This window comes from Qipengyuania atrilutea, assembly GCF_013370205.1.
GTDB lineage: Bacteria > Pseudomonadota > Alphaproteobacteria > Sphingomonadales > Sphingomonadaceae > Actirhodobacter > Actirhodobacter atriluteus.
In genome coordinates this window covers 285,622-310,788 of sequence record NZ_JABWGV010000001.1, presented here as the reverse complement: position 1 = coordinate 310,788, position 25,167 = coordinate 285,622, and the positions used below count along the sequence as shown (strand labels likewise).

22 protein-coding genes and 1 tRNA gene are annotated in these 25,167 nt (G+C 62.3%); 6 read left to right on the top strand and 17 right to left on the bottom strand.

Annotated features, from left to right (window positions below):
- From HUV48_RS01540 to HUV48_RS01530, 3 genes are all read right to left on the bottom strand, one after another.
- Window positions 1-738, bottom strand: a complete 738-nt coding sequence (locus HUV48_RS01540) for an extensin-like domain-containing protein (RefSeq protein ID WP_318656029.1) — start codon at window positions 736-738, stop codon at window positions 1-3.
- A 71-nt stretch (window positions 739-809) separates the two neighbouring features.
- A complete protein-coding gene (locus HUV48_RS01535) occupies window positions 810-2,264 on the bottom strand; it encodes a UdgX family uracil-DNA binding protein (RefSeq protein ID WP_176266005.1) in 1,455 nt (484 codons plus the stop codon).
- Window positions 2,261-3,505: a putative DNA modification/repair radical SAM protein gene (locus HUV48_RS01530; protein ID WP_176266004.1), complete on the bottom strand. Its 1,245-nt coding sequence runs from the start codon at window positions 3,503-3,505 to the stop codon at window positions 2,261-2,263. The genes HUV48_RS01535 and HUV48_RS01530 overlap by 4 nt, the downstream gene beginning before the upstream one ends.
- Before the next feature lie 152 nt (window positions 3,506-3,657).
- Here HUV48_RS01530 and HUV48_RS01525 point away from each other — a divergent pair, with 152 nt between their 5' ends.
- The gene (locus HUV48_RS01525; RefSeq protein ID WP_176266003.1) at window positions 3,658-4,137 is read left to right on the top strand and encodes a pyridoxamine 5'-phosphate oxidase family protein; all 480 of its coding nucleotides are present in this window, start codon (window positions 3,658-3,660) and stop codon (window positions 4,135-4,137) included.
- A gap of 67 nt (window positions 4,138-4,204) precedes the next feature.
- Here the strand turns inward: HUV48_RS01525 and HUV48_RS01520 are convergent, their stop codons facing one another.
- Window positions 4,205-5,770, bottom strand: a complete 1,566-nt coding sequence (locus HUV48_RS01520) for an amino acid permease (protein WP_176266002.1) — start codon at window positions 5,768-5,770, stop codon at window positions 4,205-4,207.
- A gap of 92 nt (window positions 5,771-5,862) precedes the next feature.
- Window positions 5,863-7,302 (bottom strand): sodium-dependent transporter, encoded by a 1,440-nt coding sequence (locus HUV48_RS01515; protein ID WP_176266001.1) that lies wholly within the window; start codon window positions 7,300-7,302, stop codon window positions 5,863-5,865.
- A gap of 137 nt (window positions 7,303-7,439) precedes the next feature.
- Here HUV48_RS01515 and panB point away from each other — a divergent pair, with 137 nt between their 5' ends.
- Both panB and HUV48_RS01505 read left to right on the top strand, forming a co-directional pair.
- Complete coding sequence (panB, locus tag HUV48_RS01510; RefSeq protein ID WP_176266000.1) at window positions 7,440-8,312, top strand: 3-methyl-2-oxobutanoate hydroxymethyltransferase; 873 nt, start codon at window positions 7,440-7,442, stop codon at window positions 8,310-8,312.
- An 11-nt stretch (window positions 8,313-8,323) separates the two neighbouring features.
- Complete coding sequence (locus HUV48_RS01505; RefSeq protein ID WP_176265999.1) at window positions 8,324-9,421, top strand: DUF475 domain-containing protein; 1,098 nt, start codon at window positions 8,324-8,326, stop codon at window positions 9,419-9,421.
- Here HUV48_RS01505 and HUV48_RS01500 read toward each other — a convergent pair.
- The 5 genes from HUV48_RS01500 to HUV48_RS01480 all read right to left on the bottom strand — a co-directional run bounded on the left by HUV48_RS01500 (window position 9,418) and on the right by HUV48_RS01480 (window position 15,812).
- Window positions 9,418-10,386, bottom strand: a complete 969-nt coding sequence (locus tag HUV48_RS01500; protein ID WP_225871478.1) for a bile acid:sodium symporter — start codon at window positions 10,384-10,386, stop codon at window positions 9,418-9,420. The two genes, HUV48_RS01505 and HUV48_RS01500, sit on opposite strands and share 4 nt — an antisense overlap.
- A gap of 75 nt (window positions 10,387-10,461) precedes the next feature.
- Window positions 10,462-11,829: a PEP-CTERM-box response regulator transcription factor gene (prsR, locus tag HUV48_RS01495; RefSeq protein WP_176265997.1), complete on the bottom strand. Its 1,368-nt coding sequence runs from the start codon at window positions 11,827-11,829 to the stop codon at window positions 10,462-10,464.
- Complete coding sequence (prsK, locus tag HUV48_RS01490) at window positions 11,826-13,925, bottom strand: XrtA/PEP-CTERM system histidine kinase PrsK (protein ID WP_176265996.1); 2,100 nt, start codon at window positions 13,923-13,925, stop codon at window positions 11,826-11,828. The genes prsR and prsK overlap by 4 nt, the downstream gene beginning before the upstream one ends.
- Window positions 13,926-14,087: 162 nt before the next feature.
- Entirely contained in the window at window positions 14,088-14,372 is a 285-nt protein-coding gene (locus tag HUV48_RS01485) for a hypothetical protein (RefSeq protein WP_176265995.1), read from the bottom strand.
- Between the two features lie 72 nt (window positions 14,373-14,444).
- Complete coding sequence (locus HUV48_RS01480; RefSeq protein WP_176265994.1) at window positions 14,445-15,812, bottom strand: helix-turn-helix domain-containing protein; 1,368 nt, start codon at window positions 15,810-15,812, stop codon at window positions 14,445-14,447.
- 162 nt (window positions 15,813-15,974) lie between these two features.
- On the opposite strand from HUV48_RS01480, the gene HUV48_RS01475 reads away from it, so the two are divergent.
- Window positions 15,975-17,570: an isocitrate lyase gene (locus HUV48_RS01475; RefSeq protein ID WP_176265993.1), complete on the top strand. Its 1,596-nt coding sequence runs from the start codon at window positions 15,975-15,977 to the stop codon at window positions 17,568-17,570.
- Window positions 17,571-17,603: 33 nt separating this feature from the next.
- Window positions 17,604-17,777 carry a hypothetical protein gene (locus tag HUV48_RS01470; RefSeq protein ID WP_176265992.1) on the top strand — a complete coding sequence of 58 codons (174 nt, stop codon included), beginning with the start codon at window positions 17,604-17,606 and terminating at the stop codon, window positions 17,775-17,777.
- Window positions 17,778-17,868: 91 nt separating this feature from the next.
- On the opposite strand, the gene HUV48_RS01465 is transcribed toward HUV48_RS01470, so the two are convergent.
- The 5 genes from HUV48_RS01465 to efp form a co-directional block, all read right to left on the bottom strand.
- On the bottom strand, window positions 17,869-19,203 hold the full coding sequence (locus HUV48_RS01465; protein WP_176265991.1) for an amidohydrolase: 1,335 nt from the start codon (window positions 19,201-19,203) through the stop codon (window positions 17,869-17,871).
- A gap of 16 nt (window positions 19,204-19,219) precedes the next feature.
- Window positions 19,220-20,983: an SLC13 family permease gene (locus tag HUV48_RS01460; protein WP_225871477.1), complete on the bottom strand. Its 1,764-nt coding sequence runs from the start codon at window positions 20,981-20,983 to the stop codon at window positions 19,220-19,222.
- A 142-nt stretch (window positions 20,984-21,125) separates the two neighbouring features.
- Window positions 21,126-21,210, bottom strand: a tRNA-Leu gene (locus HUV48_RS01455).
- Window positions 21,211-21,262: 52 nt separating this feature from the next.
- Window positions 21,263-22,078, bottom strand: coding sequence for an inositol monophosphatase family protein (locus tag HUV48_RS01450; protein ID WP_176265990.1), 816 nt, complete (start codon window positions 22,076-22,078; stop codon window positions 21,263-21,265).
- A gap of 10 nt (window positions 22,079-22,088) precedes the next feature.
- Window positions 22,089-22,652 carry an elongation factor P gene (gene efp, locus HUV48_RS01445; protein WP_176265989.1) on the bottom strand — a complete coding sequence of 188 codons (564 nt, stop codon included), beginning with the start codon at window positions 22,650-22,652 and terminating at the stop codon, window positions 22,089-22,091.
- A 127-nt stretch (window positions 22,653-22,779) separates the two neighbouring features.
- On the opposite strand from efp, the gene HUV48_RS01440 reads away from it, so the two are divergent.
- Window positions 22,780-23,142, top strand: a complete 363-nt coding sequence (locus HUV48_RS01440) for an elongation factor P (RefSeq protein WP_176265988.1) — start codon at window positions 22,780-22,782, stop codon at window positions 23,140-23,142.
- 27 nt (window positions 23,143-23,169) lie between these two features.
- On the opposite strand, the gene HUV48_RS01435 is transcribed toward HUV48_RS01440, so the two are convergent.
- Together HUV48_RS01435 and HUV48_RS01430 are read right to left on the bottom strand one after the other, a co-directional pair.
- Complete coding sequence (locus HUV48_RS01435; RefSeq protein WP_225871476.1) at window positions 23,170-23,865, bottom strand: M23 family metallopeptidase; 696 nt, start codon at window positions 23,863-23,865, stop codon at window positions 23,170-23,172.
- A gap of 1 nt (window position 23,866) precedes the next feature.
- Window positions 23,867-25,159, bottom strand: a complete 1,293-nt coding sequence (locus tag HUV48_RS01430; RefSeq protein ID WP_225871475.1) for a L,D-transpeptidase family protein — start codon at window positions 25,157-25,159, stop codon at window positions 23,867-23,869.
- Window positions 25,160-25,167 lie beyond the last annotated feature (8 nt).

Sequence of the window (25,167 nt, the reverse complement as noted above, 5' to 3'; positions counted from 1 at the left end):
CTAGCGGCAGACGCCGCCGAAACGCTGCGCCTGATCGAAATGAAAATGGTCGGCGTGGGCTTCGTTATATTCGGGCGAAAGCACCGTTCCAAAAGCATCGCAGGCCCCGTCGCGGACCTGGCGCAGGAACCGCGCTTTGTCGCCTCCACCATCCCAATCGCCCAGCACGCTGATGCGGGTGCCGTCTTCCAGCACGAATGCCGCGATGTCGATGGCGTTGCCGGTGGCGTGCTCGCTCCAGGCGCCGCTGTCGCGGCCGTAGAGGCGCCTGCAGGAGTAGCTCCCGAAATGCTCGATCCGTGAGAGCGGGCTGCCGAAAATCTCTTCAGCTGCGGGAGCAACGCTATGCCGATGCCAGTATTCGGCGCTCGCCGCTACCGCGCAGGTCGAAGGCGGATTGCGCCCGGCGTAGGGAAAGGTGTTGAGCTTGACACGGTCCGGCCTAGCGCAGGCGGGCTCGCTCGCTTCGCTGGCCGGCAAATCGGTAAACGCAACATCGCTGCGGTCGAGTACGGCGCGGCACAGTTCCGGATCGTCTTTTAACCCCGTCAGCTTCGTATCGGTAGCCCAGCCCGGAGGATCGCGCAGATCGAGCGGTGCCCACGGGTTATGTTGCGGGTGCTGCGCCAGCCAGACACGCCCCACAAGCGCAAAGCATAGCAGGACGAACACCACAATCACCCGGCGATCGCCAGCAAAACGCCCGATGCGCGTCGACAGATCGAACGGCAACTTCACTTGGAAAAAAAGTTTTGCATGCCTCGCTGCTCAAGCGCCGACAGTATGGTCCGGTTCCGCCCCCGCCCGCTTTACGCCAGTTCCGCGAGCCGCTCCGCCACGGCGGCAAGGTCCGCGTCGAACAGTTTTTCCTGCTTGTCGCGCGCTTCTCCGTCGAGGCGCAACAGATAAGACGGATGCGCCGTTATCCAAAGTTCGCCGCCGCTTTCTAGCTTGTGCGGCATTCCGCGCGCCTTGGTAATGCTCACCGTCTTGCCGAGCATGGCGCGGCCTGCGCTCGCCCCAAGCGCGAGCGTCAGCTTCGGCTGTACGATCTCGCGCTCGCTTTCGAGCCACCAGCGGCACGTATCGATTTCCTTCGCCGTGGGCGATTGGTGCAATCTCCGCTTGCCGCGCTGGACGAATTTGAAATGCTTGACCGCGTTGGTGACGTAGGCGGCGCTACGCTCGATGCCGGCCTTCTGCAGGTGCACGTCGAGCAGCTGACCCGCAGGACCGACGAACGGGCGTCCCTCGACGTCCTCGTTATCGCCGGGCTGTTCCCCGACTATCATCAAGCCGGAAAACACTTCGGGATCGCTCGGCCCCTCGCCCATTACCGCATCGTTATCGAGCGCGCCGATCGGGCATTCGCGGCAAGCGTGGATCGCCTTGTCGATCGCGGCGAGCGTTTCGGGACGCTCTTCAAACAAACTTCCGCCCTGTGCGACCATCTCGGCCTCCCGCTTCTGCGCGCCCGCGATGAGAGCCGGGATAAGCTCGGCCTCGGGCATGTTCTTCCAGTACTTCTTCGGCATTTCGGACAGCATCGCGCCGACCTTGAGCCGAGAGGGGTTGAAGATCGAAGCGTAGTAGCTGCGCCAAAGTTCCTCGACGGGATCGCCATCGGGCGCGTCCGATTTATGCGCAGGGGGGCTTTCGCGCATGGTCTCGCCGTCCCAGTGCAGGCAGCCCTTCGGCGTCAGGATCGACCATTGCATATTGGCAAAGCGGCGCATGAAAAAGCCCGCGTTCGCGCGCACGATGTGATGTTCCGGCTCGAACCACGCGACGTAATGATCGCCGTCCGCGTCGTCGCCCTCAATGCGGCGAAAGCGGACGAAGGCATGCATCTTGTGACTATCGCGGCGGACGTTCTTGTCCATTTCTTCGATCCGGCGCACGTCGTCGTCGGTCTTGTCATCCATTAGCCGCGGATTGATCTGGAGCCGCCAGAGAAGCCGGTAGAGCAGAGCGAAACGCTGCGGATCGGAATGAAGCGCGGCATTCTTCGCGAGCGACAGATACCTTTTATTCGCGCGCACGGTACGCGCGGCTGCAGTATCGACCGGCGCATCGACGATGCTCGCTTCGTTCCCGCCGAAGAGATCGCCCGCCTGCCCCGGCTCGCGCCAGACGACCTGATCGGGCGGAACGCCCTGTTGCACCAGCGTACGTGCACGTTCACGCCAAAAGGCGAAATCGTCAGGCGCGGGAAGCTCAACCACCGTGCAGACCGGCACGATCCTTTCGCCGGTCTCGTTCATGCAGCGAACAGTTCGAGTTGCTCCTGTTTGGGAGCGAGAAGCGCACGCAGATCGGCCCGGTCGGTCAAGGCGACCGGACGCCAATCGCTGGCAATCAGGAACGGTCGAACCTTCGCGATCGAAACCGTCAGTTTGCCGACATCCTCAAGGCGCAAGCTCTTGTGCCGCCTGGCTGCGAGAATCTTGTACACTGCCTTCACACCTAGCCCCGGAACGCGCAGCAGACGCTCTTTGCTCGCCCGGTTCACGTCGACAGGAAAGAACTCACGAAACTTCAGTGCCCAGGCGAGTTTTGGGTCGATGTCGAGCGGCAGATTACCGTCCGCTTCGGTCGCCTGCATGACCTCGCCCGGCTTGTAGCCATAGAAGCGCATGAGCCAGTCCGACTGATAAAGCCGGTGTTCGCGGATCAGCGGCGGACGCTTCAGCGGCAAGACGGCGCTGGCATCGGGGATCGGTGAGAAGGCAGAATAATATACGCGGCGCAGGCGGAAGTTGTCATAGAGCCGGCTCGCCTTCCCGACGATATCCGCATCACTCGCTGAATCCGCGCCAATAATCATCTGCGTCGACTGTCCGGCCGGAGCGAAGCGCAGCGCGTGCTTGAACGTCTTTCGCTCGACCTTCGCCTGAACGATCGCGCTTTTCATGCCGCCCATCGCGCCTTCGATCTGGCGCGCATCCTTGTCAGGCGCGAGCCGGGTCAACCCGCTGTCAGTAGGCAATTCGACGTTGATCGACACCCGGTCCGCAAAGAGGCCCGCCTGGTGGACAAGCTCTGGATCAGCCTCGGGAATGGTCTTGAGATGAATGTATCCGCGAAAATCATGCTCTTCCCGTAAGATCCGCGCAGTCTCCACCAGTTGCTCCATCGTGTGATTGGAGCTCCTGATAATACCGGAAGAAAGAAACAGGCCCTCGATATAGTTACGGCGATAGAAATTGAGCGTCAGGTCCGCGACTTCCTGCGGAGTAAATCGCGCGCGGCGCACGTTCGAACTCTTTCGGTTGATGCAGTAGTGGCAGTCGAAGATGCAGTGATTGGTCAGCAGAACCTTGAGAAGCGAAATGCACCGGCCATCGGGCGCATAGGCATGACAGATGCCCATCCCCTCGGTCGACCCAATCCCCTTCCCGCCGATGCTGTTCTTCTTCGCGGTGCCGGACGATGCGCAAGAAGCGTCGTACTTCGCAGCGTCGGCGAGGATTTCCAGTTTCTCAAGAATAGACAATTCGCGCATATGGACCTTTCGTGTTCCATATATGTTCTTGCTGCCGCATTAACCAGCAGATTCTGCTCGCCGCGAGCGCGCTTACGGCAAGGCAGCGTGCAAAACCGGAACAAAGACGCGCTCCGCTCCGTTCCTGTGAGTGAAATTAAAAGGAGCAACCGATGGATTACAAAGAAGGCAATGCGGACGAATTGAAGACCAAATTCTGGAAGGCGCTCGCCGATTCTCCGTTCGTGTTTCTTGAGCGTAAGGAACAGCCGGGCGATGCCGTGGTCATGACCGCACAGCTCGACAAGCATGCGAACAGCGAAATCTGGTTCTTCACGCGCAAGGACCACCATCTTGCGAAAATGGGTCCGGCCTTCGCGACGTTCTCCAGCAAGGGTCACGAGATCTTTGCGCGCTTCGAAGGTGTTCTTGTCGAGGAAAAAAGCCGCGAACGGCTCGAAAAGGAATGGGACCGTCATGTCGAGGCATGGTTCGACGGCAAGGACGATCCGAACCTGCTGATGCTGCGCATGGAACTCGGCAAGGCCGAAATCTGGAACAGCGATATGGGCGTGCTAACTAACGCAAAGATGGCGCTTGGCATGGATGTGCGCGACGAAGCGGGTGAGCACCACACCGAAACCGCACTCTGACGATTATTACAGTCGAAGAATTGAGCCGCCGGTCCATCGAAGGTCCGGCGGCTTTTCTTATGCGCGTTTACCGCTCGCCGAGAGGGATGGCCGTTTCGTCGCCTTCGACATCGTCGACCACTTCCACAATGCCCCGCCCGAGACGGCTGTTGCCGCGGCTGTACGCGAAATAGATCACCAGCCCGATCGCCGCCCAGATCGGCAAAACGAGCATCGCCAGGAACGGCAGGTTCAGGAACAGGAAGATACAGCCGAGGATCGTCGCCGGTCCCACCAGCCACAATGCCGGCGTACGGAAGTGGCGCTTCACTCCGGGCGCAGTCCGGCGCAGGATCATCACTGCGATGGCAACCATCATGAATGCGTACAGCGTCCCCCCGTTCGATATGTCGGCAAGCTGGCCAACCGGCAAAAACGCTGCGCCTACGGCGACGACCGCGCCGGTGATGTAGGTGACGATGTAGGGCGTGTTCCACTTCGGATGCACTTTGCTCAGCCCCTCCGGCAAGAGCCCATCACGGCTCATCACGAAGAAGATGCGCGTCTGTGCGAACAGCAGAACGAGGATTACCGACGGTAGCGCAACGAAGGCTGCGATACCGAGCATGTTGCCGATCCCTGAGTATCCGATCTCGCGCAGCACATGGGCAAGCGCTTCGTCCGAGCAGACGAGCATGCCCGCATATTGGGGCAGCGCGCATTGCCGCGCGAGTTCCTCCGAACCTGCCGGGAAAGGAATGCCGTCCGGCCCCATGATGGGCTGTCCGCCGATGCTGCCGATCGCTCCGGCTGCGACGAGGATGTAGAAGACGGTGCAGAACAATAGCGATCCGACGAGCCCGATCGGCACGTTGCGCTGCGGGTTCTTGGTCTCTTCCGCCGCGGTCGAAACGGCGTCGAAGCCGACATAGGCGAAGAAGATCGTCGCCGCCGCGCCTACTGCACCAATGCCGCTACCGAACCCACCGAACACGCCCGCCGGAAGAAGCGGATTGAACCGCTGCATCTCGATTTCAGGCAACGTCAGGACCAGAAAGACCGTCAGCGCCGTAACCTTGATCGCAACCAGCACGGTATTGAACAAAGCGCTCTCGCGCGTGCCGAGCACCAGCAGCCAGGTTACCAGCAGAGCGATGACGAGTGCGGGCAGGTTGATGAACCCGCCCGGGGCGCCGCCCAATATGAGCGGCCCGGCAGCGAGCCATGCCGGCAGCTGGATACCGAGAAACTCGTTCAGGATCGTACCGGCGAAATAGCCGGACCATCCGACCGACACGGCACTCGCGGCAACCGCATATTCGAGAATGAGCGCCCAGCCCACCGTCCAGGCGAGCAGTTCGCCCATGGTGGCGTAAGTGTAGGTGTAGGCGGACCCCGATACGGGGATCATCGCCGCGATCTCTGCATAGCAAAGGGCGGCGACGATGCAGATCGCGCCGGCAATGGCGAAAGCCAGCATGAGGCCGGGGCCGGCTTTTTGCGCACCCGCGGCGGTGAGGACGAAAATCCCGGTCCCGATGACGCATCCGATGCCGAACAGCATCAGTTGGAAAGCGCCTAAGGTTCGGGGAAGCGACTTCTTCGCTGCGACGTTCAGAATTGCGTCGAGCGGTTTAATACGGCCGAATAGCATACGGCGGACTTACTCCGGACCCGAAGCGCGTGATTGCCCCCGGGTCCGGCGCAACTTTTATGCCGTTTTTTTAAACTGGCAATCGGGAAAATCTACGCGCCGAGCACTGCGGGGAACAAGCCCGTCACGAGGATGATCGTGACCGCCAGCGGGCACAGCCATGCGAGGAGGAATCGCCATAGGCCGAACATGATCGGCGACAGACCCGTGGTCGCCTCGAGCAGGCGCCTGTCCGCGCGCCAGCCAACAAAGATCGAAGCGAGCAGCGCGCCGAGCGGCAGCATGATCTTGCCGGTGAAGCCGTCGACGGTGTCGAGGATGTCGGTCTCGGCGAAGATCGGCCAGAAGCCCAGCGGACGCACGTCCGACCAGACGTTGTAACCCAGCAGACAGGCGATCCCGATCACGAAGGCGCCCGCTCCGAAAACCAGCGCAGCCTTCCGCCTGGTCCAGCCAAGCTCGCCGATGGCCCAAGCGGTCGGCACCTCGAGCAGCGAAATGGAGCTCGTGATCGCCGCAACGAGAATTAGGACGAAGAAGAGCAGCCCGAGTAGCGCCCCTCCCGGCATGCTTTCGAACGCGAACGGCAGGGTCTGGAACACCAGCGTCGGTCCGGCTGCCGGATCGAGGCCGACGGCGAAAACGATCGGAAAAATCATCAGGCCGGCGATCAGGGCAACCATCGTATCGGCCACACCGATCGCCAGCGCGGTCGGCCCGAGGCGTGTGCCTTGCCGGATGTAGGAACCGTAGGTGATGATACCGGCGACGCCCAGCGACAGCGAGAAGAGCGCCTGCCCGAGCGCAGCGTTCATCACTTCGGGAGTGAGCTTCGACCAGTCGGGCGTGAACAGAAACTCTGCGGCTTCGCCGATGTCGCCGACTACCGCACCGTAGATAGTAATGCCGAGCAGCAGGACGAAGAAGGCGGGCATGAGATAGGTCGCGGCCTTCTCGATCCCGCCCGACACCCCGCGCGCGACGATGTAAAGTGTCCCGCCCATGAAGAGAAGATGCATGGTGATGAGTAGACCGGGCGATGCGAACAGATTGCCCATCCGTCCGGCGATCTGCTCCTGCGTTTCTCCGTGCAGACCGCCCCGGAAGGGATCGCCGGCCAGCAGCGCGCTTGCGAAATCACCTGCGAAGACGCCGGCGTAGTAGAGTACCCAACCGGCGACGACGGAGTAGAACGATACGATCAGGAAAGCCGCCAGCGCGCCGATCGCGCCGAAGATCCACCATTTCTGGGAAACGCGCGATTCCTTAGCGACGCGCCTGATCGAGCCCACCGCGTCGGTCTGGCCTGCTCTGCCGATGAAAATCTCGGCGAGAAGCAAGGGAAGGCCCAGCAAGACCACGCAGCCGATGTAGAAGATGACGAAAGCGCCACCGCCGCTCTCGCCCGCAAGTGTCGGAAAGCGCCACAGATTGCCGAGGCCGACTGCTGCGCCGACAGCTGCGAGGATGAAGGCCGAGCGAGACGACCAACCGTCTCCGGTAGGCGTGCCCGTTTTCGTTGTCGCGACCATTGTCATCCCTCCCGGTTTTCTTCTCGGAGAAGAGGTTTCTTGCCCCTCCCACGTCTTTCGCGGGGTTCTTGCAAGAATTGCCTCTCCCGTCGAGGCGGGATTTGCGCAAATCCCCGGCTCGTCTATGGAGCCTTCCCATGTCAACGACCTTCCAGATCGACACTTCGACCAGCCGCGCCAATCCGACGCCCGCCCCGATGAAGCGCCTTACCGTGCCGAAGATAAGGGCGCGCAAGGACGACGGTTCGACCGAAGAACCGCTCGTCATGCTGACGGCCTACACCGCGCGGCAGGCACAGCTGCTCGACCGGCACTGCGATATGCTGCTCGTCGGAGACTCGCTGGGACAGGTAATCTATGGCCTGCCTTCGACCGTACCCGTGACGCTTGAAATGATGGCGAACCATGCGGCTGCGGTCGTGCGCGGATCCTACCATGCCGTCGTCATTGTCGATATGCCGTTCGGATCGTACGAAAGCTCGAAGGAGCAGGCGTTCGAAAGCGCCGCGCGGCTGCTGAAGGAAAGCGGAGCCGCCGCCGTCAAGCTCGAAGGCGGCGCGCAGATGGCAGAGACTGTGCGCTTCCTGATCGAGCGAGGCATTCCGGTCATGGGTCACGTCGGCCTGACCCCGCAAGCGGTGAATGTCCTCGGCGGATACGGAGCGCGCGGGCGAAGCGATGCCGAAGCGGACAAGATCGTCTCCGATGCTCAGGCACTCGACGAGGCAGGGGCCTTCGCGATCGTCGTGGAGGGCGTGGTCGAACCGATCGCCATTGCCGTGACGAAAGCGGTCTCGGCGCCGACCATCGGCATCGGCGCATCGGCAAAATGCGACGGCCAGGTACTGGTCACCGACGATATGCTCGGCATGTTCGAGCGGGTCCCGCGCTTCGTCAAGAAATACGCCGACGTCGCCGAACTGATCGACCGGACCGTCAGCACCTATGCCGAGGAAGTGCGCTCGCGCAGCTTCCCTGGCTCTGACCAGACCTACCAACCCAAAAGCTGAGACCGTTTTCCATGCAAACCCTCCTGCACTATTACAAAGCGGCCGTGATTTTCACGCTCGTCTGTCTCGGTTTGGCAGTCTGGTACGGCTGGGAAAGCACCGGCACGCTCACCGGCACGCTCAGCCTGCTGTGGATCGTGTTCGTGCTTTCGATCCTCGAAATTTCGCTGAGCTTCGACAATGCCGTGGTGAATGCGACCGTGCTACGCGAGATGGACGAGGTCTGGCAGAAGCGCTTCCTCACCTGGGGGATCGCAATCGCGGTCTTCGGAATGCGCATCGTGTTTCCCATCGCCATCGTCGCAATCGCGGCCAACATCGGACCGGTCGAGGCCATCCGCCTGTCGCTCAATGATCCCGAGCAATACGAACGGCTGGTATCGGGGGCGCATGTCGGAATTGCCGGTTTCGGCGGTGCATTTCTTGCGATGGTCGGCCTCACCTTCTTCTTCGATTCGGACAAGGACGTACATTGGATCCGCGTGGTGGAACGCGGCATCAAGAAGTTCTCGACCATTCCGGCGGTCGAAATCGGCCTCGTACTCCTCATAATTTACTTCGTATCTACGCTGCTTGCTCCCGCGGATGCGATGACGTTCCTGACCGCAGGGATCCTCGGCCTGGTCACCTACATCGGGGTGCACGCACTCGGCGCGATTATCGAACAATGGGAAGAAAAGAAGCGCGCGGCAGGTGCCGTGGTTCGCTCCGGTCTGGGCGGCTTCCTGTATCTCGAAGTGCTCGACAGTTCGTTCAGCTTCGATGGAGTGATCGGTGCCTTCGCCTTGTCGAACAACATGATCGTGATCGCCATCGGCCTGTCGGTGGGCGCGATGTTCGTGCGCTCCATGACGATACACCTCGTCCGGAAGGGAACGCTGGCGCAGTATCGCTATCTCGAACACGGCGCGTTCTGGGCGATCATGGCGCTCGGCGCGATCATGCTGCTATCTGCTCGCTACCACATTCCCGAGACCATCACCGGCCTGATCGGCGCGGTACTCATCGGATTGTCGCTCTGGTGGTCGATCCGCCATAACAAAAGAAGCACGGAGCCGGTGTCGCCGTTCGGAGATGTCGATGAAGCGGTCGACGCCTCGAGCTCCTAGACGGAGGCTTCTCCGAAGCGGTTCCGCAGGTGGTTCGCCAGCGGCACGGCCAGGACGAGCTGCATCAGGTGGTACAGTAGCAGCGGTACGATGATGAAGCCCGCTGCTCCCGCCGGAAACAGGATGGCAGCCAGCGGCGCGCCAATGGCTGCGCTTTTCTGCGCGCCGGCAAAGGTAAAGGCGATGCGGTCCTCTGGACTTCTCGCGAGAGCGCCGGACAGCATCCACGCACCGTAATGCGCGAAAGCGAGGTAGATTACGCTTGCCGCCGCTAAGATCAGCCATTCGGTCGGCGTGACTCTCTGCCATAGTCCTTCCGACACGGCGCCCGCCATCGCGACATAGACCGCGAGGGCGATGACGATCCGGTCGAGCCACGTCGCCGCGTCCTTGTACTGCAGAACGAACGGGCGGAACCTGTCTTGCACGAGCAGCCCGATGCAGAGCGGCAATAGCAGCAGCACTGCGATGTTGCGGAACGCGTCCCAGCCGAGACTTCCCGCCCCACTTCCCCCGAAAGCAACGAACAAAGCCGGGCTGGCGATGATGCCGACGATCGTCAGAAGCGCCGCTGCGATCACCGACAGGGCGACGTTGCCGCCGGCAAGCGACGAGTACGATGTCGCCGATTGAACGGTTGACGGCAGCACGCCTAGGAAGATGAACCCGATAATGACAAGGCCGGGCAGAACGCCGGACAATGTCTGCGCAAGGATAACCCCAATCCCTCCCATGATGAGGAACACCCACACCGTCAGCGGTACGAAAAACCGCCAATCCTGAAGACCGGCGAGGATATCGCCGCGCGCGACGCGGATACCGTTGACGAGAAACAGCAGGAATATCGCTGCATAAGCCGCTCCCTGCACGATCTCGCGCGCCGCTCCGCTTGCCGGCAGGAACGCCGCCAGCAGTATCGCAATAGCAAGCAGGCGCAGCATCGGGTCGCGCGTGAGGCGTATCAAGAAGGACATTTGAGAATTAGGTAGACTTTCGGAACTTGACGGGTTCGGCGCCTAGAGCGGCATTCGCCCCGCCTATCAAGGCTGAAGGTCGTATTGCTTCAGCAAATCGTAGAGCGTCGGCCTGCTTACCCCTAACAGCTTCGCCGCCGCAGAGATGTTGTCTTCACTGCGCGCTAGGGCCTGCTTTATCATCCGCCGATCGACTTGTTCGCGCGCAGCCTTCAGGTTCAGCGTCATCGTGTCGGCACCTTCGCCTTCTCCAAAATCGAGGTCGGCGGTATCGATGATATTGCCCTCGCACATGATGACCGCCCGCTTCACCCGATTTTCGAGTTCGCGCACGTTACCGGGCCATGCCCATTCATCGATCGCGGTCAAGGCGGCTGAGGAAAATCCCCGTACCTTGGGGTTCATCTCCGCGGCGAAGCGCGAGAGGAAGGCCTTTGCCAGGAGCACTGCGTCTCCCGGTCTCTCGGCAAGCGAGGGAATGCGAATGACGATTTCCGCCAGACGGTAGTAGAGATCTTCGCGGAACGTGCCCGCCGCAATCATTTCTTCGAGGTTCTGATGTGTCGCACACACCAGCCGCGTATCGACTGCGATCTGCTTTCTCCCGCCGATCCGCTCGATAGTCCGCTCCTGCAGGAAGCGCAGCAGCTTCACTTGTAGCGGCAGAGGAATGTCGCCCACCTCGTCGAGGAAGAGTGTCCCTCCGGCGGCGCGCTCGATCTTGCCTTCGGTGGTTTTTACAGCGCCGGTAAACGCGCCCTTTTCATGTCCGAACAACTCGCTTTCGAGCAGGTTTTCAGGGATCGCGGCGCAGTTGATCGCGACGAATTCGGCATCGCGGCGATTGCTTTCTTCATGCACCCCGCGCGCGAGCAGTTCTTTGCCGGTGCCGCTCGCCCCCAAAAGCAGGACCGAAGCGCTGGTATCCGCAACCCGTTCGATGGTCCTGGCAACCTTGATCATCTCGGGCGCGTCGGTGAGCAGACGCTGCAACACGAGTTTATCATCGCCTGCGCGCACCGCCATCCGGCGGTTCTCCTCCTCGATCTGATGCAGGCGGTAGGCCCGTTCGACGATCAGGCCGAGCACGTCGATATCGACCGGCTTCTGGTAGAAATCGTAAGCGCCGCGCTGGATCGCGTCGAGCGCACTTTGCCGCTCGCCGTGGCCGGAGGCGACGATGACCTTGGTTTGAGGGCTCAGTTCGACGATCGCGTCGAGGACCGCGAACCCCTCGCTCGTCCCGTCCGGATCGGGCGGCAGACCTAAGTCGAGCGTCACGACCGCAGGGTTCTCCGAGCGCAGGGCGGCAAGCGCGGACTTGCGGTCGCCGACGATGGTCACGTCGAAGTCCGCATAGGCCCATTTAAGCTGCGCCTGCAGACCCGCATCGTCCTCCACGATCAGCAGTTTCGGTTTCTGTTCCTTGCTCATGCAGCGGCTCTGTTCTGATCAATGCGCTCAGCCGGTTCGATCCTTGCTTTGGCGAGCGGCAATACGGCAATGAAAGTCGTACCCACGCCCTCGGCAGAGCGGACTTCTAGCGTTCCGCCCATGGCCTGAACGATGTCGCGCGCTTCGAGCGCACCGATGCCGAAGCCGCCCTCCTTGGTCGAAACGAAGGGCTTGAAGAGTTCGTTTTCGATGAAGCCTGCGCTCATGCCAGAGCCCCTGTCGCTGACAGAAATGCGCGCCTGCTCCCCTTCGACGGCTACGGAAATCTCGACCGGCTCGCCGCCGGCATCGATCGCGTTCTGGACGAGATGCGCCAGCGCCTGTTCGAGCCGCTCCGGATCGATCGTGACCAGTCCTTGCACGCAGTCGCCGAGTACCACTTTGCGGCTATGCGCGAACTGTTCCGCGAGCCGCTGCAGCACGCCGCCGATCTGCACGGTCTCGCGTCTTCCCGTACCTGCCGTGCCGTAACGGCCCAGTCGGGCCAGAAGCGCGTTCATCTTGTCTGCACTGTTCTGCAATGTAACGAGCATATCCTTGCGGTACTCGGGATTGTCGGCATGCAGCTTCGCATTGCGCGACATCAGCGAAAGCTGGCTCGACAGGTTCTTCACATCGTGCATGACGAAAGCCATGCGACGGTAAAAAGCGTCGAACTGGCGGCTTTCAAGCAGCGTTTCCTGCGATTGCCGTTCCGCCAGATAGCTGGCGATTTGCGAACCCGCCACGCGCAGGATGTCGAAATCCTCCCAATCGAGCGAGCGCGCATAGGCCGGCGGGCCGAGCGCCACTGCGCCGACAAGTTTCTCGAAATGGAGCAGCGGAACGATGGCCCAGACGTTCGCCTGTGCGTCCAGCCACGACCGCGTTTCCCCATCGTGAATATCGGCCTCTGCCCCATCGTAGATCCTGCCCGTCGTACCGAGGTATTCGGCTAAAGCCTTCGGCAGCATACGGTCCACGTCTTCGGGCGGAGATCGGTTCCAGTTTGCCGCACACGTCAATTCACCCCCGCTCTGCGCCAGGTACAACCGTCCCCAGCGGCTGCCGGTGATGTCGCAAAGCGCCCTGACCGAGCGGTCGGGAAGAGGGGTATCGCCCGCGCGCGAACTCAACGTCCGGGTGAAGCGCAGCCACTCCTCACGGTACTCGTAGCGGTGCTTGAACAGGTTCTTCGTGATGACGACGGTTAGCCAGGCACGCAGTTCGCGCGTCGGCAGCCACAGCAGCGCGCCGATCACAATCCCCAATGACACGGCGAGCATGGCGATCTGCGCCGCCTGTAATTCGCCGCCTACCAGCACTTCGGTCAGTGCATGAAGCGCAAGGAGGTAAGCGCCGATTACCACGAGCGACAATGTTCGGAAAGCCACCTTGCGTGACGGACGAAAGCGGTTGCTGGCGGCATCGGCGCGGGACGACAGCAGAACGAAGATCCAGGCAGCCGACGCGAACACACCGTGCACGGCCGCTGCTACTCCGGCGGCAAAATCGCCCGCTTCTCTTGCGAAATAAGAGACCCCTTCGGCGCTCAACTGCGTGAACCAGATACCGGCCAGACCGAGCGAGAGCCAGTGCACGACCCGCTGTGCTCCGTCCGAAGCGGCAAGGTAGAGGTTGTGGACGAGAACCAGCGCACCGATGCAGACAAGCATCTGCAGCGCCTCGGCGGTGTGCTGCGTATCGCGCAAGAGCGCGGGGTAGTCCGTGACGCGCAGCTCGATGCCGAGCAGGACCGGCTGCAGTAGCTGTGTCATCACCAGCGCCAGCGTGACCTTCCGGACCGCCGCATTCCGGTCATGCGGAGCGGCAACTTCGAATGCGCGGTAGATCACCACGATCCAGGCGAGGTTGCGTGGCGTTTCCAACAGCCGGACGATGATGTTCGCTTCGCCCAGCGCTGCGTAGGCGAGCAGCCAGAGCGCCGTCAGGGCAAGCGCCATGCTACTCGGCAAGCGATCCGCGCGGGCAGCATCGCCGCTTCTCAGCAGGTGGATTGCCGCCATCAGCGAGGCGAGAGCCCCGGCAAGCAGCAAGGCGCTTACAAACACGGTCGTGGCCTCGGCGAAAATCACGCGAATATCGCGAGCCGGTCGAGGCTGGAAAACCGATGCGGTGTCCGGAGCGAAGCCATGCTTCAGCGCTACGGCGAATTGGTGAAGTCTAGGTAAACACCGCGTTTACAAAGGACGGGGAGCGAACGCATCCGCTCCCCGACAGTATTCCGTGAAGAACGATCAGTTCGTCAGATTGTTCGCTGCGTTCGTGACCGCATCGCCTGCCTGCTGCGCCGCGTCGCCGACCTGTCCGGCGGCATCGGCCACGGCCTGATCCTTGCCGGCTTCCGCGCTGCTCATCTGCGAGAAGAAATAAATCGCTGCAATGACCGCGACGAGCAGGATCAGCAGGAATACCCACTTGCCCGCGCCGCCGCTGTCTCGCGGTCCGTCGTGAATGACAGTGGTATGCGTATGCGTATTGCCAAGATCGTCGCGGGTTTCGGTAATGCGTTCTTCGGTCATGTCAGTCTCCTTGTCCGGGATGAGAAACTGCACTTAACTCCCTCAGTTCCCACGATGATGGTTAACACCGCGCTAGCCATTTCCGAAGGAAAACGGCGTGTTCGTCCGCCCCGCCCGGTCGAAGCGCAGACTGGCTCCGGTCGGCGGCAGCGAACGCTGCGTACAGTGCACTCGTCGGCAAGCGCGGCAACCCAGGCCGATCGGCTGAAATGTATCGCCGCTCAACGACAGACCGCGCGCGAGTGCCATCTCTCCCGCGAGTCGTGCTTCGACCCCCACGACAACCACAAAGCGCGCGTTTTCGGCGCCGCTGGTGCTGCGCGCGACGGTGAACCAGTCGGACGGCTGCGCGCCCTCGACACTGACTTGCTGAGCCTGCCACTCACCCGGTCGAGCGAAGGCGCGATGCACGTTCCACAACGGACACGAACCGACCGGCTCGACCAGCGGAGAATTGCTGGCACCGGCAAACCGCTTAGAGAACTGTCCCGCCTCGTCCAGACGCGCCATGAAGAACGGCAGTCCGCGCTCGCCCACGCGACCCAGGGTCGTCAGCCGGTGCGCGAGCTGCTCGAAGCTGACGTTGAAGCGGCGCTCTAGAACCGGAAAATCGTAATTGGTCTGCTGACAGGCGCGCAGGAAGCGGCCGTAAGGCATGAGGAGCGCCGCTGCGAAATACCCGTAGAGATGCCGCTGGAACAGCTGCCGCGCGGTGTCTTCGGAAAAGTCCGCGCCCGCCGCGATGCTTTCGACCTCGCGGCGGGCTTCAAGTTCGGCAAGCTGCACGGCGAGGTTGAAATTGCGTGCATGGGGCGGAAGCATTTCCGACAGTTGGACTTGCCGGGCGTGCAGATCGAGCCGCCGCTGCAGATCGGGCATGATCTCGCGCGGAAGGATGCGCACCGATAGCTGGTGGCGCTCGCGCAGCCGCTCGGTGAGCGCAACGCCGATATCGGCGCGCGAGAGGCGCAGATCGTCCGCCGTCTGCTCGGCCGCGTCGTCGAGTTCGCTGAAATGATTGCGCCAGCGCTCGATTGCCTTGCGCGATTCGACCAGCGGATCAGCGGCGTCCGCGGAAGCGGGTGCGGCATTGTCGAACAGTCGTGCGAAAGCGGAGGCGACGCGGGGCGAGGCCGCAAGAAACTCGTCCAGTTCCTCGCGGTCGATCGCAAGGTCGCTGAAACGCTCGTCGGCCATCCGGCGAACCAGCCCGTCGATGCCGCCGATGGACTCGTCCGCTTCGAGCGCGCGCGGATCGAAGTCGAACTGGCTTACAAGCTGCATCATGACCCGCGCCGACAAGGGGCGCTGGTTTCGCTCGATGAGGTTCAGGTAGCTGGGCGAAATAGCGAGGCGAGCGGCCATTGCCGCCTGCGTCAGATTTTCGCGGCGACGGATACGGCGCAGTGCCGCGCCCGCATAAAGAGATTGCTCAGGCATATCGCACTCGTATTGTAAACTTGTTTACAAGTTTGCAACGCAAAATGCTGATTTTAACGTCCGAAGACAAGTTAGTTCGTAAATTTCATTTCAAATCCGAGCCGCTTCCGCGAAATACCATTCCAGAAAGCCGCTTGGGGCGGAAGGAACTGGAGTTTCACGATGACGTATCAGAGCACGACCGAAGAACTGTCCAAAATGATCAAACAGCGCGGCAGCGCCTGGAACGCGATCGACGGCGAGGCAGCAACCCGCATGCGCCTGCAGAACCGTTTTGCGACCGGCCTCGACATCGCGCGCTACACTGCGAAGATCATGCGCGACGACATGGCTGCTTACGATGCCGACCCCGCGCACTACACGCAGTCGCTCGGCTGCTGGCACGGGTTCATCGCGCAGCAGAAAATGATTTCGATCAAGAAGCATTTCGGCAGCACGAAGCAGCGTTACCTATACCTGTCCGGCTGGATGGTCGCGGCGCTGCGCAGCGAGTTCGGCCCCCTGCCCGACCAATCCATGCACGAGAAGACCAGCGTTCCGGCGCTGATCGAGGAACTCTACACCTTCCTGAAGCAGGCCGATGCCCGCGAACTCGGCATGATGTTCCGCGACCTCGATGCAGCGCGCGAGCGCGGCGACGAAGTCGAGGCGAAGCGGATTGAGCACGCGGTCGACAATTACGAAACGCACGTCGTTCCGATCATTGCCGATATCGACGCCGGTTTCGGGAATGCGGAGGCGACATACCTCCTCGCCAAGAAGATGATCGAGGCCGGTGCCTGCGCGCTTCAGATCGAGAACCAGGTCTCCGACGAGAAGCAGTGCGGCCATCAGGACGGCAAGGTCACCGTTCCGCACGAGGACTTCCTCCAGAAGATCCGCGCGATCCGATATGCCTTCATGGAACTCGGCGTCGATGACGGCATCATCGTCGCACGCACCGACTCGCTCGGCGCTGGCCTCACGAAGCAGATCGCCTACACCACCGAGGAAGGCGACCTCGGCGACCAGTACAACAGCTTCCTCGACTGCGAGGAAGTCGATCCGGCGACGATCCGCAACGGCGATGTCTTCATCAGCCGCGACGGCAAACTGCTGCGTCCCAAACGCCTGCCGTCCAACCTCTACCAGTTCCGCGCCGGAACGGGCGAGGACCGCTGCGTGCTCGACTGCATCACCAGCCTAGAGAACGGCGCGGACCTGCTGTGGATCGAGACGGAGAAGCCGCACATCGAGCAGATCGCCGGAATGGTCGACCGCATCCGCGAGGCCGTGCCGAACGCGAAGCTCGTCTACAACAACTCGCCCAGCTTCAACTGGACGCTCAATTTCCGTCAGCAGGTTTATGACGCTTGGGAAGCGGAAGGCCGCGACCTGAGTGCATACGACCGGGCGAAGCTGATGAGCGTGGATTACGACGGCACCGATCTCGCCGCCGAAGCCGACGAGCGGATCCGCACCTTCCAGCGGGACGCGGCGAAGCGGGCCGGTATCTTCCACCACCTGATCACGCTGCCGACCTACCACACGGCGGCTCTCAGCACCGACAATCTCGCCAAGGAATATTTTGGCGAGGAAGCGATGCTCGGCTACGTCAAGGGCGTCCAGCGCAAGGAGATCCGCGAAGGTATCGCCTGCGTGAAGCACCAGAACATGGCCGGCAGCGACCTCGGCGATGACCACAAGGAAAATTTTGCCGGCGAAGCTGCGCTGAAGGCTGGCGGCAAGGACAACACGATGAACCAGTTCGCTGCATAAAAGCAGCGCGAGAATTTGCGAGAGGATACGATAATGACCGAAGCAGACACCAAGAAGCCGGAACCGGGCCGCGCCCGCGCCCTGTTCTCCACTGCGGATTTCCGCCTGCTGCGCGATGCGCTGACCAGCCACGCACGCGCGACCGAAGACCGCGAGGTCCTAGCGAAAATCAACGCATTGCACCACCGCCTCGGCAATTATACCTGATCGACGCTTTCTCCTGGGGAGGAGAACGCCAAGGCCGCCGGAAGCACCCCCTGCTACCGGCGGCCTTTTTGTGTCTGATAGCCGACTAGCGTCAGCCGCCGCGCGCGGGCATCAGCCTCAGTGTTGTGTCGGTGAGCGCCTCGGCCGCCGTCGCGATCACCTTTTCCGCATCGGGCGCCCAGAACGGCGAGTGGAGCGAGGGAAGCTGCGTTTCGCCTGCCTGCGCCTTCTCGAATTCCGCTTGCGGTACGCCGCCGACCCAGAAGATCAGCGACTTGATGTTGTCCGGGTCCTCGCGGATGTAGCGCCCGAAATCTTCGCCGCCCATGACCGAGGGAACCTGCTGCACCCGCTCGTCTCCGAACCGCGTGGTCAGGTCGGCCATGACCGCTTCGGTGAACTCGGGCGAGTTGTAGGTCGCGGGCGTGAACTCGTCTTCGCGCACTTCGACCACCGGCATCTTCTCGTCCGGCATGCCTGCGGCAACTGCTTCGCCGCGCGCGATGCGCTTGATACCGTCGAGCAGCAGCTTGCGCGATTCGTCGGTATAGGAGCGCACGGTCAGCTGCAGCTTCGCCTCGTCCGAAATGATGTTGTGCTTCGCCCCGGCGTGGAAGCTGCCGACCGTCACCACTGCCGGGTCGAGCGGCGAGCTTTCGCGGCTCACCAGCGTCTGCAGCTTCATCACCATCGCGCTCGCGAGAACGACCGGATCTTTCGTCGTATGCGGATAGGCGCCATGCCCGCCGATACCCGGCACGGTGATGTCGACGCTGTCGACATTGGCGAGCGCGAAGCCGGGGGAATAGCCGATCATCCCGGCCGGAAACTGCGCGGCATCGTGGAAGGCAAGCACGTAGTCGGGCTTTGGAAAGCGTTCGTACAGCCCGTCTTCCAGCATTGCGCGGGCGCCCTCGCCCGTTTCCTCGCCCGGTTGTAGGATCATGACGAGCGTTCCGAACCAGTCCGCCTTACGCTCGGCCAGAAGCTGCGCCGTGCCAATGAAGGCGGTCATGTGCGTATCGTGGCCGCAGGCATGCATGATGCCGCTTTCGACCCCCGACGCCGGAACCCCGCGCGCTTTTGAAGCGAAGGGCAGTCCGGTCTGCTCGGTGACGGGCAGCCCGTCCATGTCCGCGCGCAGCATGACCACCGGTCCCTCGCCGTTCTTCATCACGGAGACGACGCCGGTCTTACCGACCTTTTCCGTCACCTCAAAGCCGAGCGCGCGCATCCGTTTCGCCAGCTTCGCGCTTGTTTCGAATTCCTGCATGCTGAGTTCGGGGTTGGCGTGAAGATCGCGGTACAGCTTCATCAGTTCGGGCATGTCGCTCGCCACCGCATCGCCGAGTTCGTCCGCCGCCGCCGGTGAACCAAGCGCCAGCGCCAGCGCCGCCCCTGCCAAAAGTCCAAACCGTCCCATCATCGCCTGTCTCCCCCTGTTACATGTCGTAGGTCAGCACCAGCCCGATCGAGAGGGTCGTGACCATGATGAGCACCAGCGGCACGCCGGTGCGGATGTAGTCTTTGAACTCGTAGCTGCCTTCCGACATGATCAGCATATTGGTCTGATACGCAATCGGCGTGGCATAGCACAGGTTGCAGCCGAACAGCACGGCCAGGATCAGCGGCTCCGCCGGAAGGCCGAGCTGACTCGCGATGCTGAAAGCGATCGGCGTGCCGACCGTCGCCGCCGTCGCATTCGAGGCGAAATTGGTGAGCACCGTCACGAACAGCATGATCGCTGCCAGCACCAGCGAGGGCGAGAGGAATTGCAGTCCCAGCGCCAGCGTCTGCCCGAGCCAATCTGCCGCCCCGCTTTCGAGAATTATGCGCCCGATCGCGATACTGGCTGCGACGAGCACGATGACCTTGGCGGACAGGGCGCGCCCAACCCGGTCGAATTTCACGCAGCCGGTCAGGAACATGACGATCGCGCCTGCCAGCGAAGCGATTGCGATCGGCAGCAGGCCGATCGAGGCGAGACCGACCGACCCGCCCATGATGGTCGCCGCCAGCACCGCTTTCGAACGGCGCGGCAACTCGCGCATGCCCTCAAGCTGCATCAGGCTGTCGGCGGTCGCAAATTCGTTGAGGTTTTCGGGCACGCCCATGACGAGCAGCACGTCGCCTTCCGCGATGCGCAGGTCGCCGCTCTGGCTGTATTCCTCGCGCTCTCCGATCACCCGGGCCGGCCGGTGAATGCCAAGAACGGCCACGCCGTAGAGGTCGGCGATGCCCGATGTCGGCAGGGTGCGGTGGATGAGGCGCGAATCCGCGGTTACGATCGCTTCCACGACGCCGATGTCGGTTCCGCTTTCGTCGGCCTTGCGGCGGATGCGGTCGATTACCCACGCCGGTGCGACCTCGCCGCGAAGCGCCCGGCTCGCTTCCTCGATCGCCTCGTGCGTCCCGCTGACGTAGAATTCCTGCTGCGCCCGGATCGGTCCGGCGGGGGGATCGTGGAACTCGATCTCGTCCGGCAGGCGCGAGAGGACCGTCTTCAGTTCATGCCCGTTGAGCAGACTGTCCTCGCCCACCCTGAGCCGGGCATGGAACCGGCGCTGCTTCGCTTCCGCTGCGGTCCGGTTATCCTTCAAAAGCCGCGGCATCACCAGCCAAAGATAAGGCAGCGCGAAAAGCGAGGCGACCAGCACGATCGGAGTGAAATGAAACACGCCCATCTGCGGCATGCCGAGATCGACCGCGATGGACACCACCAAAATGTTGGTGGACGTGCCGATGGTCGTGGCAAGTCCGCCAAGCAGCGATGCGGCATTGAGCGGGATCAGCGTCTTCGATGACGGCAGCGCTCCGCGATGAGCCAGCGCTGCGAAGATCGGGATCATCAGCACGAGAACCGGCGTATTGTTGACCCCCATCGACAGCACGAAGGCGATGATGAGCGATACCAGAAGTCCGAGCTGCAGGTTGATCTTGAACACCCGCTCCAGAAAGCGGGAGGCGGGTTCCAGCGCCCCGGTCACGACGAGGCCGCGCCCCATGATCATCAAGGCGCAGATCGTGATGAGCGCGTAGTGTCCGAAGCCTGCGAAGGCGAGCGCCAGCCCGTCTGCCGGAGCGGTCCCTTCGAGGGGGAAGAAATACAGACCCACGGCGATGACGGCGATGGTCAGTAGGGAGATGATCTCGATCGACATCTTCCCGCGCGCGAACGCGATGAACATGAGGATGGTGACAGCCATCGCGGCGACCGCATGTGGTGAAGGCAGACCCGGCAGAACCATCAGGGGTTAGCGTTCACACTCCGGGCGGCAGGAATCAAGGCATTTGTCATGCTGCACCGGCGAAGCGAGCGCGCTTTTCAAAAGCCGGGGAAATGCGCGCTGGTGCCCCTGGCCCGACTCGAACGGGCACTCCGTTAGGAATTCGATTTTGAGTCGAACGCGTCTACCAGTTCCACCACAGGGGCGGCCCAGCGCGAGGGGCGATCTAGCGTTCGCCGGCGCGGCTGGCAAGGCCGCTTACTTGAGCGCTCCGGCAAGCAGTTTGTGAAGCCGCGAATGGAGCGTATCGTTCGCTGCCAGCACCTGTTTCGAATGGATCGGCTGCGAGCGGCCGCGGAAATCGGAAACGAAACCGCCCGCTTCGCGCACGATCAGGCAGCCGGCCGCGGTATCCCAGTCGTTGAGGCCGCTTTCCCAGAAGCCGTCGAACCGCCCGGCGGCAAGCCACGCAAGATCGAGCGAGGCCGCACCGTAGCGCCGAATGCCTGCGACATTGGGACCGATGGCGCCGAAGATGCGGCTCCATTCGGAAAAGTCACCGTGACCCTGGAAGGGAATGCCGGTCGCGATGAGCGAATCGGACAGGTTCGAGCGCGAGGATACGCGCAGACGCCCGTCGTGCAGCCAGGAACCGCGCGACTTCTCGGCCCAGAAGGTCTCGTCGGTGGTCGGCTGGTAGATGACCGCCGCCACGACGTCGCCCCAGCCGCCCCCGCCCAGCTTCGGTTCCTGCACCGCGATCGAGATCGCGAAATGCGGAATGCCGTGGAGGAAGTTGCTGGTCCCGTCGAGCGGGTCGATGATCCAGCGGGGCGAGTTCGGATCACCTTCGATGACGCCCGCTTCCTCGAGCACGAAGCCCCAGTCGGGGCGCGCGTGGAGCAGTTCGTCGTACAGCGTGCGCTCGGCGCGCTGATCGGCTTTGGACACGAAGTCGGCCGGCCCCTTGCGGCTGACCTGCAGGTGTTCGATTTCGCCGAAATCGCGCCGCAGGCGGCTGCCCGCCTTGCGCGCGGCACGTTCCATGACCTTGATGAGACCGGGCATCGCCATGATGAGTTACCTAGCTCGCTTTCCCGACATAGGTGCGCTCGTAGACGTCGACCACGATGCGCGTCCCGCTCTCGATATGCGGCGGAACCATCACGCGCACCCCGTTCTCGAGGATCGCGGGCTTGTAGCTGGATGATGCCGTCTGCCCCTTCACAACAGCATCGGCCTCGGTGATGACGGCTTCGACCTGCTCGGGCAGCGCCACGCTGATTGGTTTTTCCTCATGGAGTTCGAGCGTTACTTCCATCCCGTCTTCCAGGAATTCGACCGCGTCACCGATCAGGTCGGCGGGCAGGTTAATCTGCTCGAAGGTTTCCTGGTCCATGAATACCAGCATGTCGCCTTCAGCATAGAGATACTGGAATTCCTTGGTATCGAGGCGGACCTTCTCGACCGTGTCGGCGCTGCGGAAGCGGACGTTGGTCTTGCGGCCGTCCATCAGGTTCTTCATCTCGACCTGCATGTAGGCGCCGCCCTTGCCCGGCTGCGTATGCTGGATCTTGGCGACTTTCCAGATGCCGTTCTCATATTCGATGATATTGCCGGGACGAATGTCCACGCCGCTGATTTTCATGTGATGAAGCCTTTGCGCTTGCCGGACCCGTCAGAGCCGGCCGAATGATGCGCGCGCCTTAGCCGCTCGGTCAGGATGGAGCAAGGCGGGTGGCGATATGGGCCGGCGGATGGTAACGACGCGCATTATGACGAAGACTTTCGCAGCCCTCGCTCTCGCGGTAGCCGCAGTAAGCGCCGCCAGCGCCGCGCCCGGCGGGCGGATCGGCACACTGCCGCTCGGCAGCTACGTATGCGGACTGCCCGGCGATGCGACCGGCGAGGCGTGGCTCGAGCAGGAGGACATGGACTTCGTGCTCATCAACGGATCGAGCTACCGCACTAGCGAAGGACGCGGCACCTATCTGCTGACCGGAGACAACGTGCGCTTTACCCGCGGACCGATGAAGGGGATGCGCTTCGTCCGCGAAACGCTCAACAGGTTGCGCAAGGTCGAAGCAAACGGGTCGGCGGGCAAGCTTCGCTGCATTCGCCGCTCCGAACGCGGTTGAGGGCGCCTTGACCCCTTCTCGGTGCGTTTATGTGCCGGTCAGGACCGGGTAAGGATTGATCGCGGGAGCGGGCTCCCACCATTCCGAACCGGCCGTCGTGCGCAGGATCTGGAAATGCAGATGCGGCGCGTCTTTCTCCGCATTGCCGGTACTGCCGACCGAACCGAGACGCTGCCCCCGGCGCACACGCTGCCCTTCCTTCAGGCCCTTGGCGTATTCCGCCAGATGCGCGTAATAATAGATCGTCTTCCGGTCCTTCGAGCGCACGTAGATCGTATTGCCGCCACGCTCCGAAACGAAGATTTTCTCGATCGTTCCGGGCGCTGCCGCGACCACCGTCGTGCCCTCGGGCGCCATGATGTCGATCGCTTCGTGCAAGCGCGTCCCGCCCTCGCGGGATTGCTCGTAGGTATCGGTGAGGTCGCTGCGGCGCACGTTCAGAACCGGGATCATGATCTCGCGCACGTCCATCTCGCTCGGACGGTCGGGCGTATCGCTATCGAGCGAACCGGCGACCGTTCGCGTCGCGCCCGTCTCTTCGTCGAGCACCACCGTTTCGTTCGCGACGGGGCTCGGTGCGGCTTCCGAGGGGCGCGTGCTGCCGCGCTGACTTTCGCTCGTGGCGTTCTCGATCAGGCTGCCGCCTGCGACGATCCAGACCGCCGAGGTAATTGTCGCGGTCGCTGCAATCGTCAGCAGGCGGTCTGCAAGGTTCAAAGCCATATCAGGCTTCGAATAGCACCTCTGTCGAAGTTGTCACCATTCCAGCGAGCCGTGCCGCATCCCAGTTCGTCAGCCGCACGCAGCCGCTGCTTTGCGCGCGTCCGATGGTCTCAGGGTCGGGCGTTCCGTGAATGCCGTAATGTTCCTTGCTGAGGTCGATCCATACGACGCCGACCGGCGAGTTCGGACCGGGGGGAAGTTCGTAGACCTCGCCTTCGGCATCCTCATTACCGAGCACTTCGGGATCGTAGCGGTAGGGCGGAAGATAAGCTTCACCCACGATGTCCCATTCGCCGAGCGGCAGGGGAAACTGGCTCGATCCGCTGCTCACGGTAAACAACGCGACGAGCTTGTCGCCCTGATAGGCCTTCAGCGTCTTGCCCGCTTTGCTGACCACGATGCGGTCGACTTCGGTCTGCTCGGTGCCAACCCCAAGAGCGGCAAGCGTCTGCTGCCAGCCCTTGTCGGAAACCGCACCCGGCTCGATCCGGTCCGCGCCGATATTGGGGACGCGTATCTGCTGCCCGGCCGTGAAGTACGGCGCCTGCGCATCGCCGCTACCCGATGCCGTCCCGCTCGGGGTCGGAGAAGGCGTCGGCGTGGACGATGCCGAACTGCCGCTTGCTTCCATTCCGGCAGGGCGGCCGTTCGGATTGAGGCGTCTCAGTACGTCGAGCGTGGTATGGAAGCGTTCCGCGAGCTTTTCGTCGATACTCTTGTAACCGAGCCGCTGAAGCTCGGCCTTGGCTTCCGTACTTTCCGGAATGTCGGTGTAGCTGATCTGCGCCCAGTTCTGCGGAACGGTTACCACGCGCGTCGCAGGAATGCGCTCCCATTCGGAAAGTGCCTCTTTGGTCGCTTCGTCGAGTTCGCCGCTCTGATCGAGCCCGTTCGCTTCCTGGAAGCCCATCAGCGCGTTCTCGGTGCTCATGCCCATCTTGCCGTCGATGACGCCCGGCCCGAAGCCCCGCCGGTCGAGCACGACCTGCGCCTGCATGATCGGACGATCTTCCGGGTCTTCGATCATGGTATCGCTCGCGCCGGACGAGGAATTGCCGGAGCTCGTCATCGCCCCGTTCGTACCCTCGTTGTCGCCGCTCGCGGATGCGTTCATAAAGGCGGCATCGTTCGAGGCCATCGTATCGGCCTCGTTATCGTCGCTGTAGGTCTCGTATCCGAGATCGGAGCCCGTATCGGCCTCTGCCGTCTTCTGTTCGTCTTCGTAACGGTCGGTGCCGTTCATTCCGCACGCGGCAAGTGCAAGGGCCGAGGCGGCGGCAAGCAAAATTCTCATAAATCTGT

Coding starts and splice junctions, on each gene's coding strand:
- HUV48_RS01535 (WP_176266005.1), bottom strand. CDS start 2,264: ATGAACGAGACCGGCGAAAGGATCGTGCCGGTCTGCACGGTGGTTGAG.
- HUV48_RS01530 (WP_176266004.1), bottom strand. CDS start 3,505: ATGCGCGAATTGTCTATTCTTGAGAAACTGGAAATCCTCGCCGACGCT.
- HUV48_RS01525 (WP_176266003.1), top strand. CDS start 3,658: ATGGATTACAAAGAAGGCAATGCGGACGAATTGAAGACCAAATTCTGG.
- HUV48_RS01520 (WP_176266002.1), bottom strand. CDS start 5,770: ATGCTATTCGGCCGTATTAAACCGCTCGACGCAATTCTGAACGTCGCA.
- HUV48_RS01515 (WP_176266001.1), bottom strand. CDS start 7,302: ATGGTCGCGACAACGAAAACGGGCACGCCTACCGGAGACGGTTGGTCG.
- panB (WP_176266000.1), top strand. CDS start 7,440: ATGTCAACGACCTTCCAGATCGACACTTCGACCAGCCGCGCCAATCCG.
- HUV48_RS01505 (WP_176265999.1), top strand. CDS start 8,324: ATGCAAACCCTCCTGCACTATTACAAAGCGGCCGTGATTTTCACGCTC.
- prsR (WP_176265997.1), bottom strand. CDS start 11,829: ATGAGCAAGGAACAGAAACCGAAACTGCTGATCGTGGAGGACGATGCG.
- HUV48_RS01485 (WP_176265995.1), bottom strand. CDS start 14,372: ATGACCGAAGAACGCATTACCGAAACCCGCGACGATCTTGGCAATACG.
- HUV48_RS01480 (WP_176265994.1), bottom strand. CDS start 15,812: ATGCCTGAGCAATCTCTTTATGCGGGCGCGGCACTGCGCCGTATCCGT.
- HUV48_RS01475 (WP_176265993.1), top strand. CDS start 15,975: ATGACGTATCAGAGCACGACCGAAGAACTGTCCAAAATGATCAAACAG.
- HUV48_RS01470 (WP_176265992.1), top strand. CDS start 17,604: ATGACCGAAGCAGACACCAAGAAGCCGGAACCGGGCCGCGCCCGCGCC.
- HUV48_RS01465 (WP_176265991.1), bottom strand. CDS start 19,203: ATGATGGGACGGTTTGGACTTTTGGCAGGGGCGGCGCTGGCGCTGGCG.
- HUV48_RS01460 (WP_225871477.1), bottom strand. CDS start 20,983: ATGGCTGTCACCATCCTCATGTTCATCGCGTTCGCGCGCGGGAAGATG.
- HUV48_RS01450 (WP_176265990.1), bottom strand. CDS start 22,078: ATGGCGATGCCCGGTCTCATCAAGGTCATGGAACGTGCCGCGCGCAAG.
- efp (WP_176265989.1), bottom strand. CDS start 22,652: ATGAAAATCAGCGGCGTGGACATTCGTCCCGGCAATATCATCGAATAT.
- HUV48_RS01440 (WP_176265988.1), top strand. CDS start 22,780: ATGACGAAGACTTTCGCAGCCCTCGCTCTCGCGGTAGCCGCAGTAAGC.
- HUV48_RS01435 (WP_225871476.1), bottom strand. CDS start 23,865: ATGGCTTTGAACCTTGCAGACCGCCTGCTGACGATTGCAGCGACCGCG.
- HUV48_RS01430 (WP_225871475.1), bottom strand. CDS start 25,159: ATGAGAATTTTGCTTGCCGCCGCCTCGGCCCTTGCACTTGCCGCGTGC.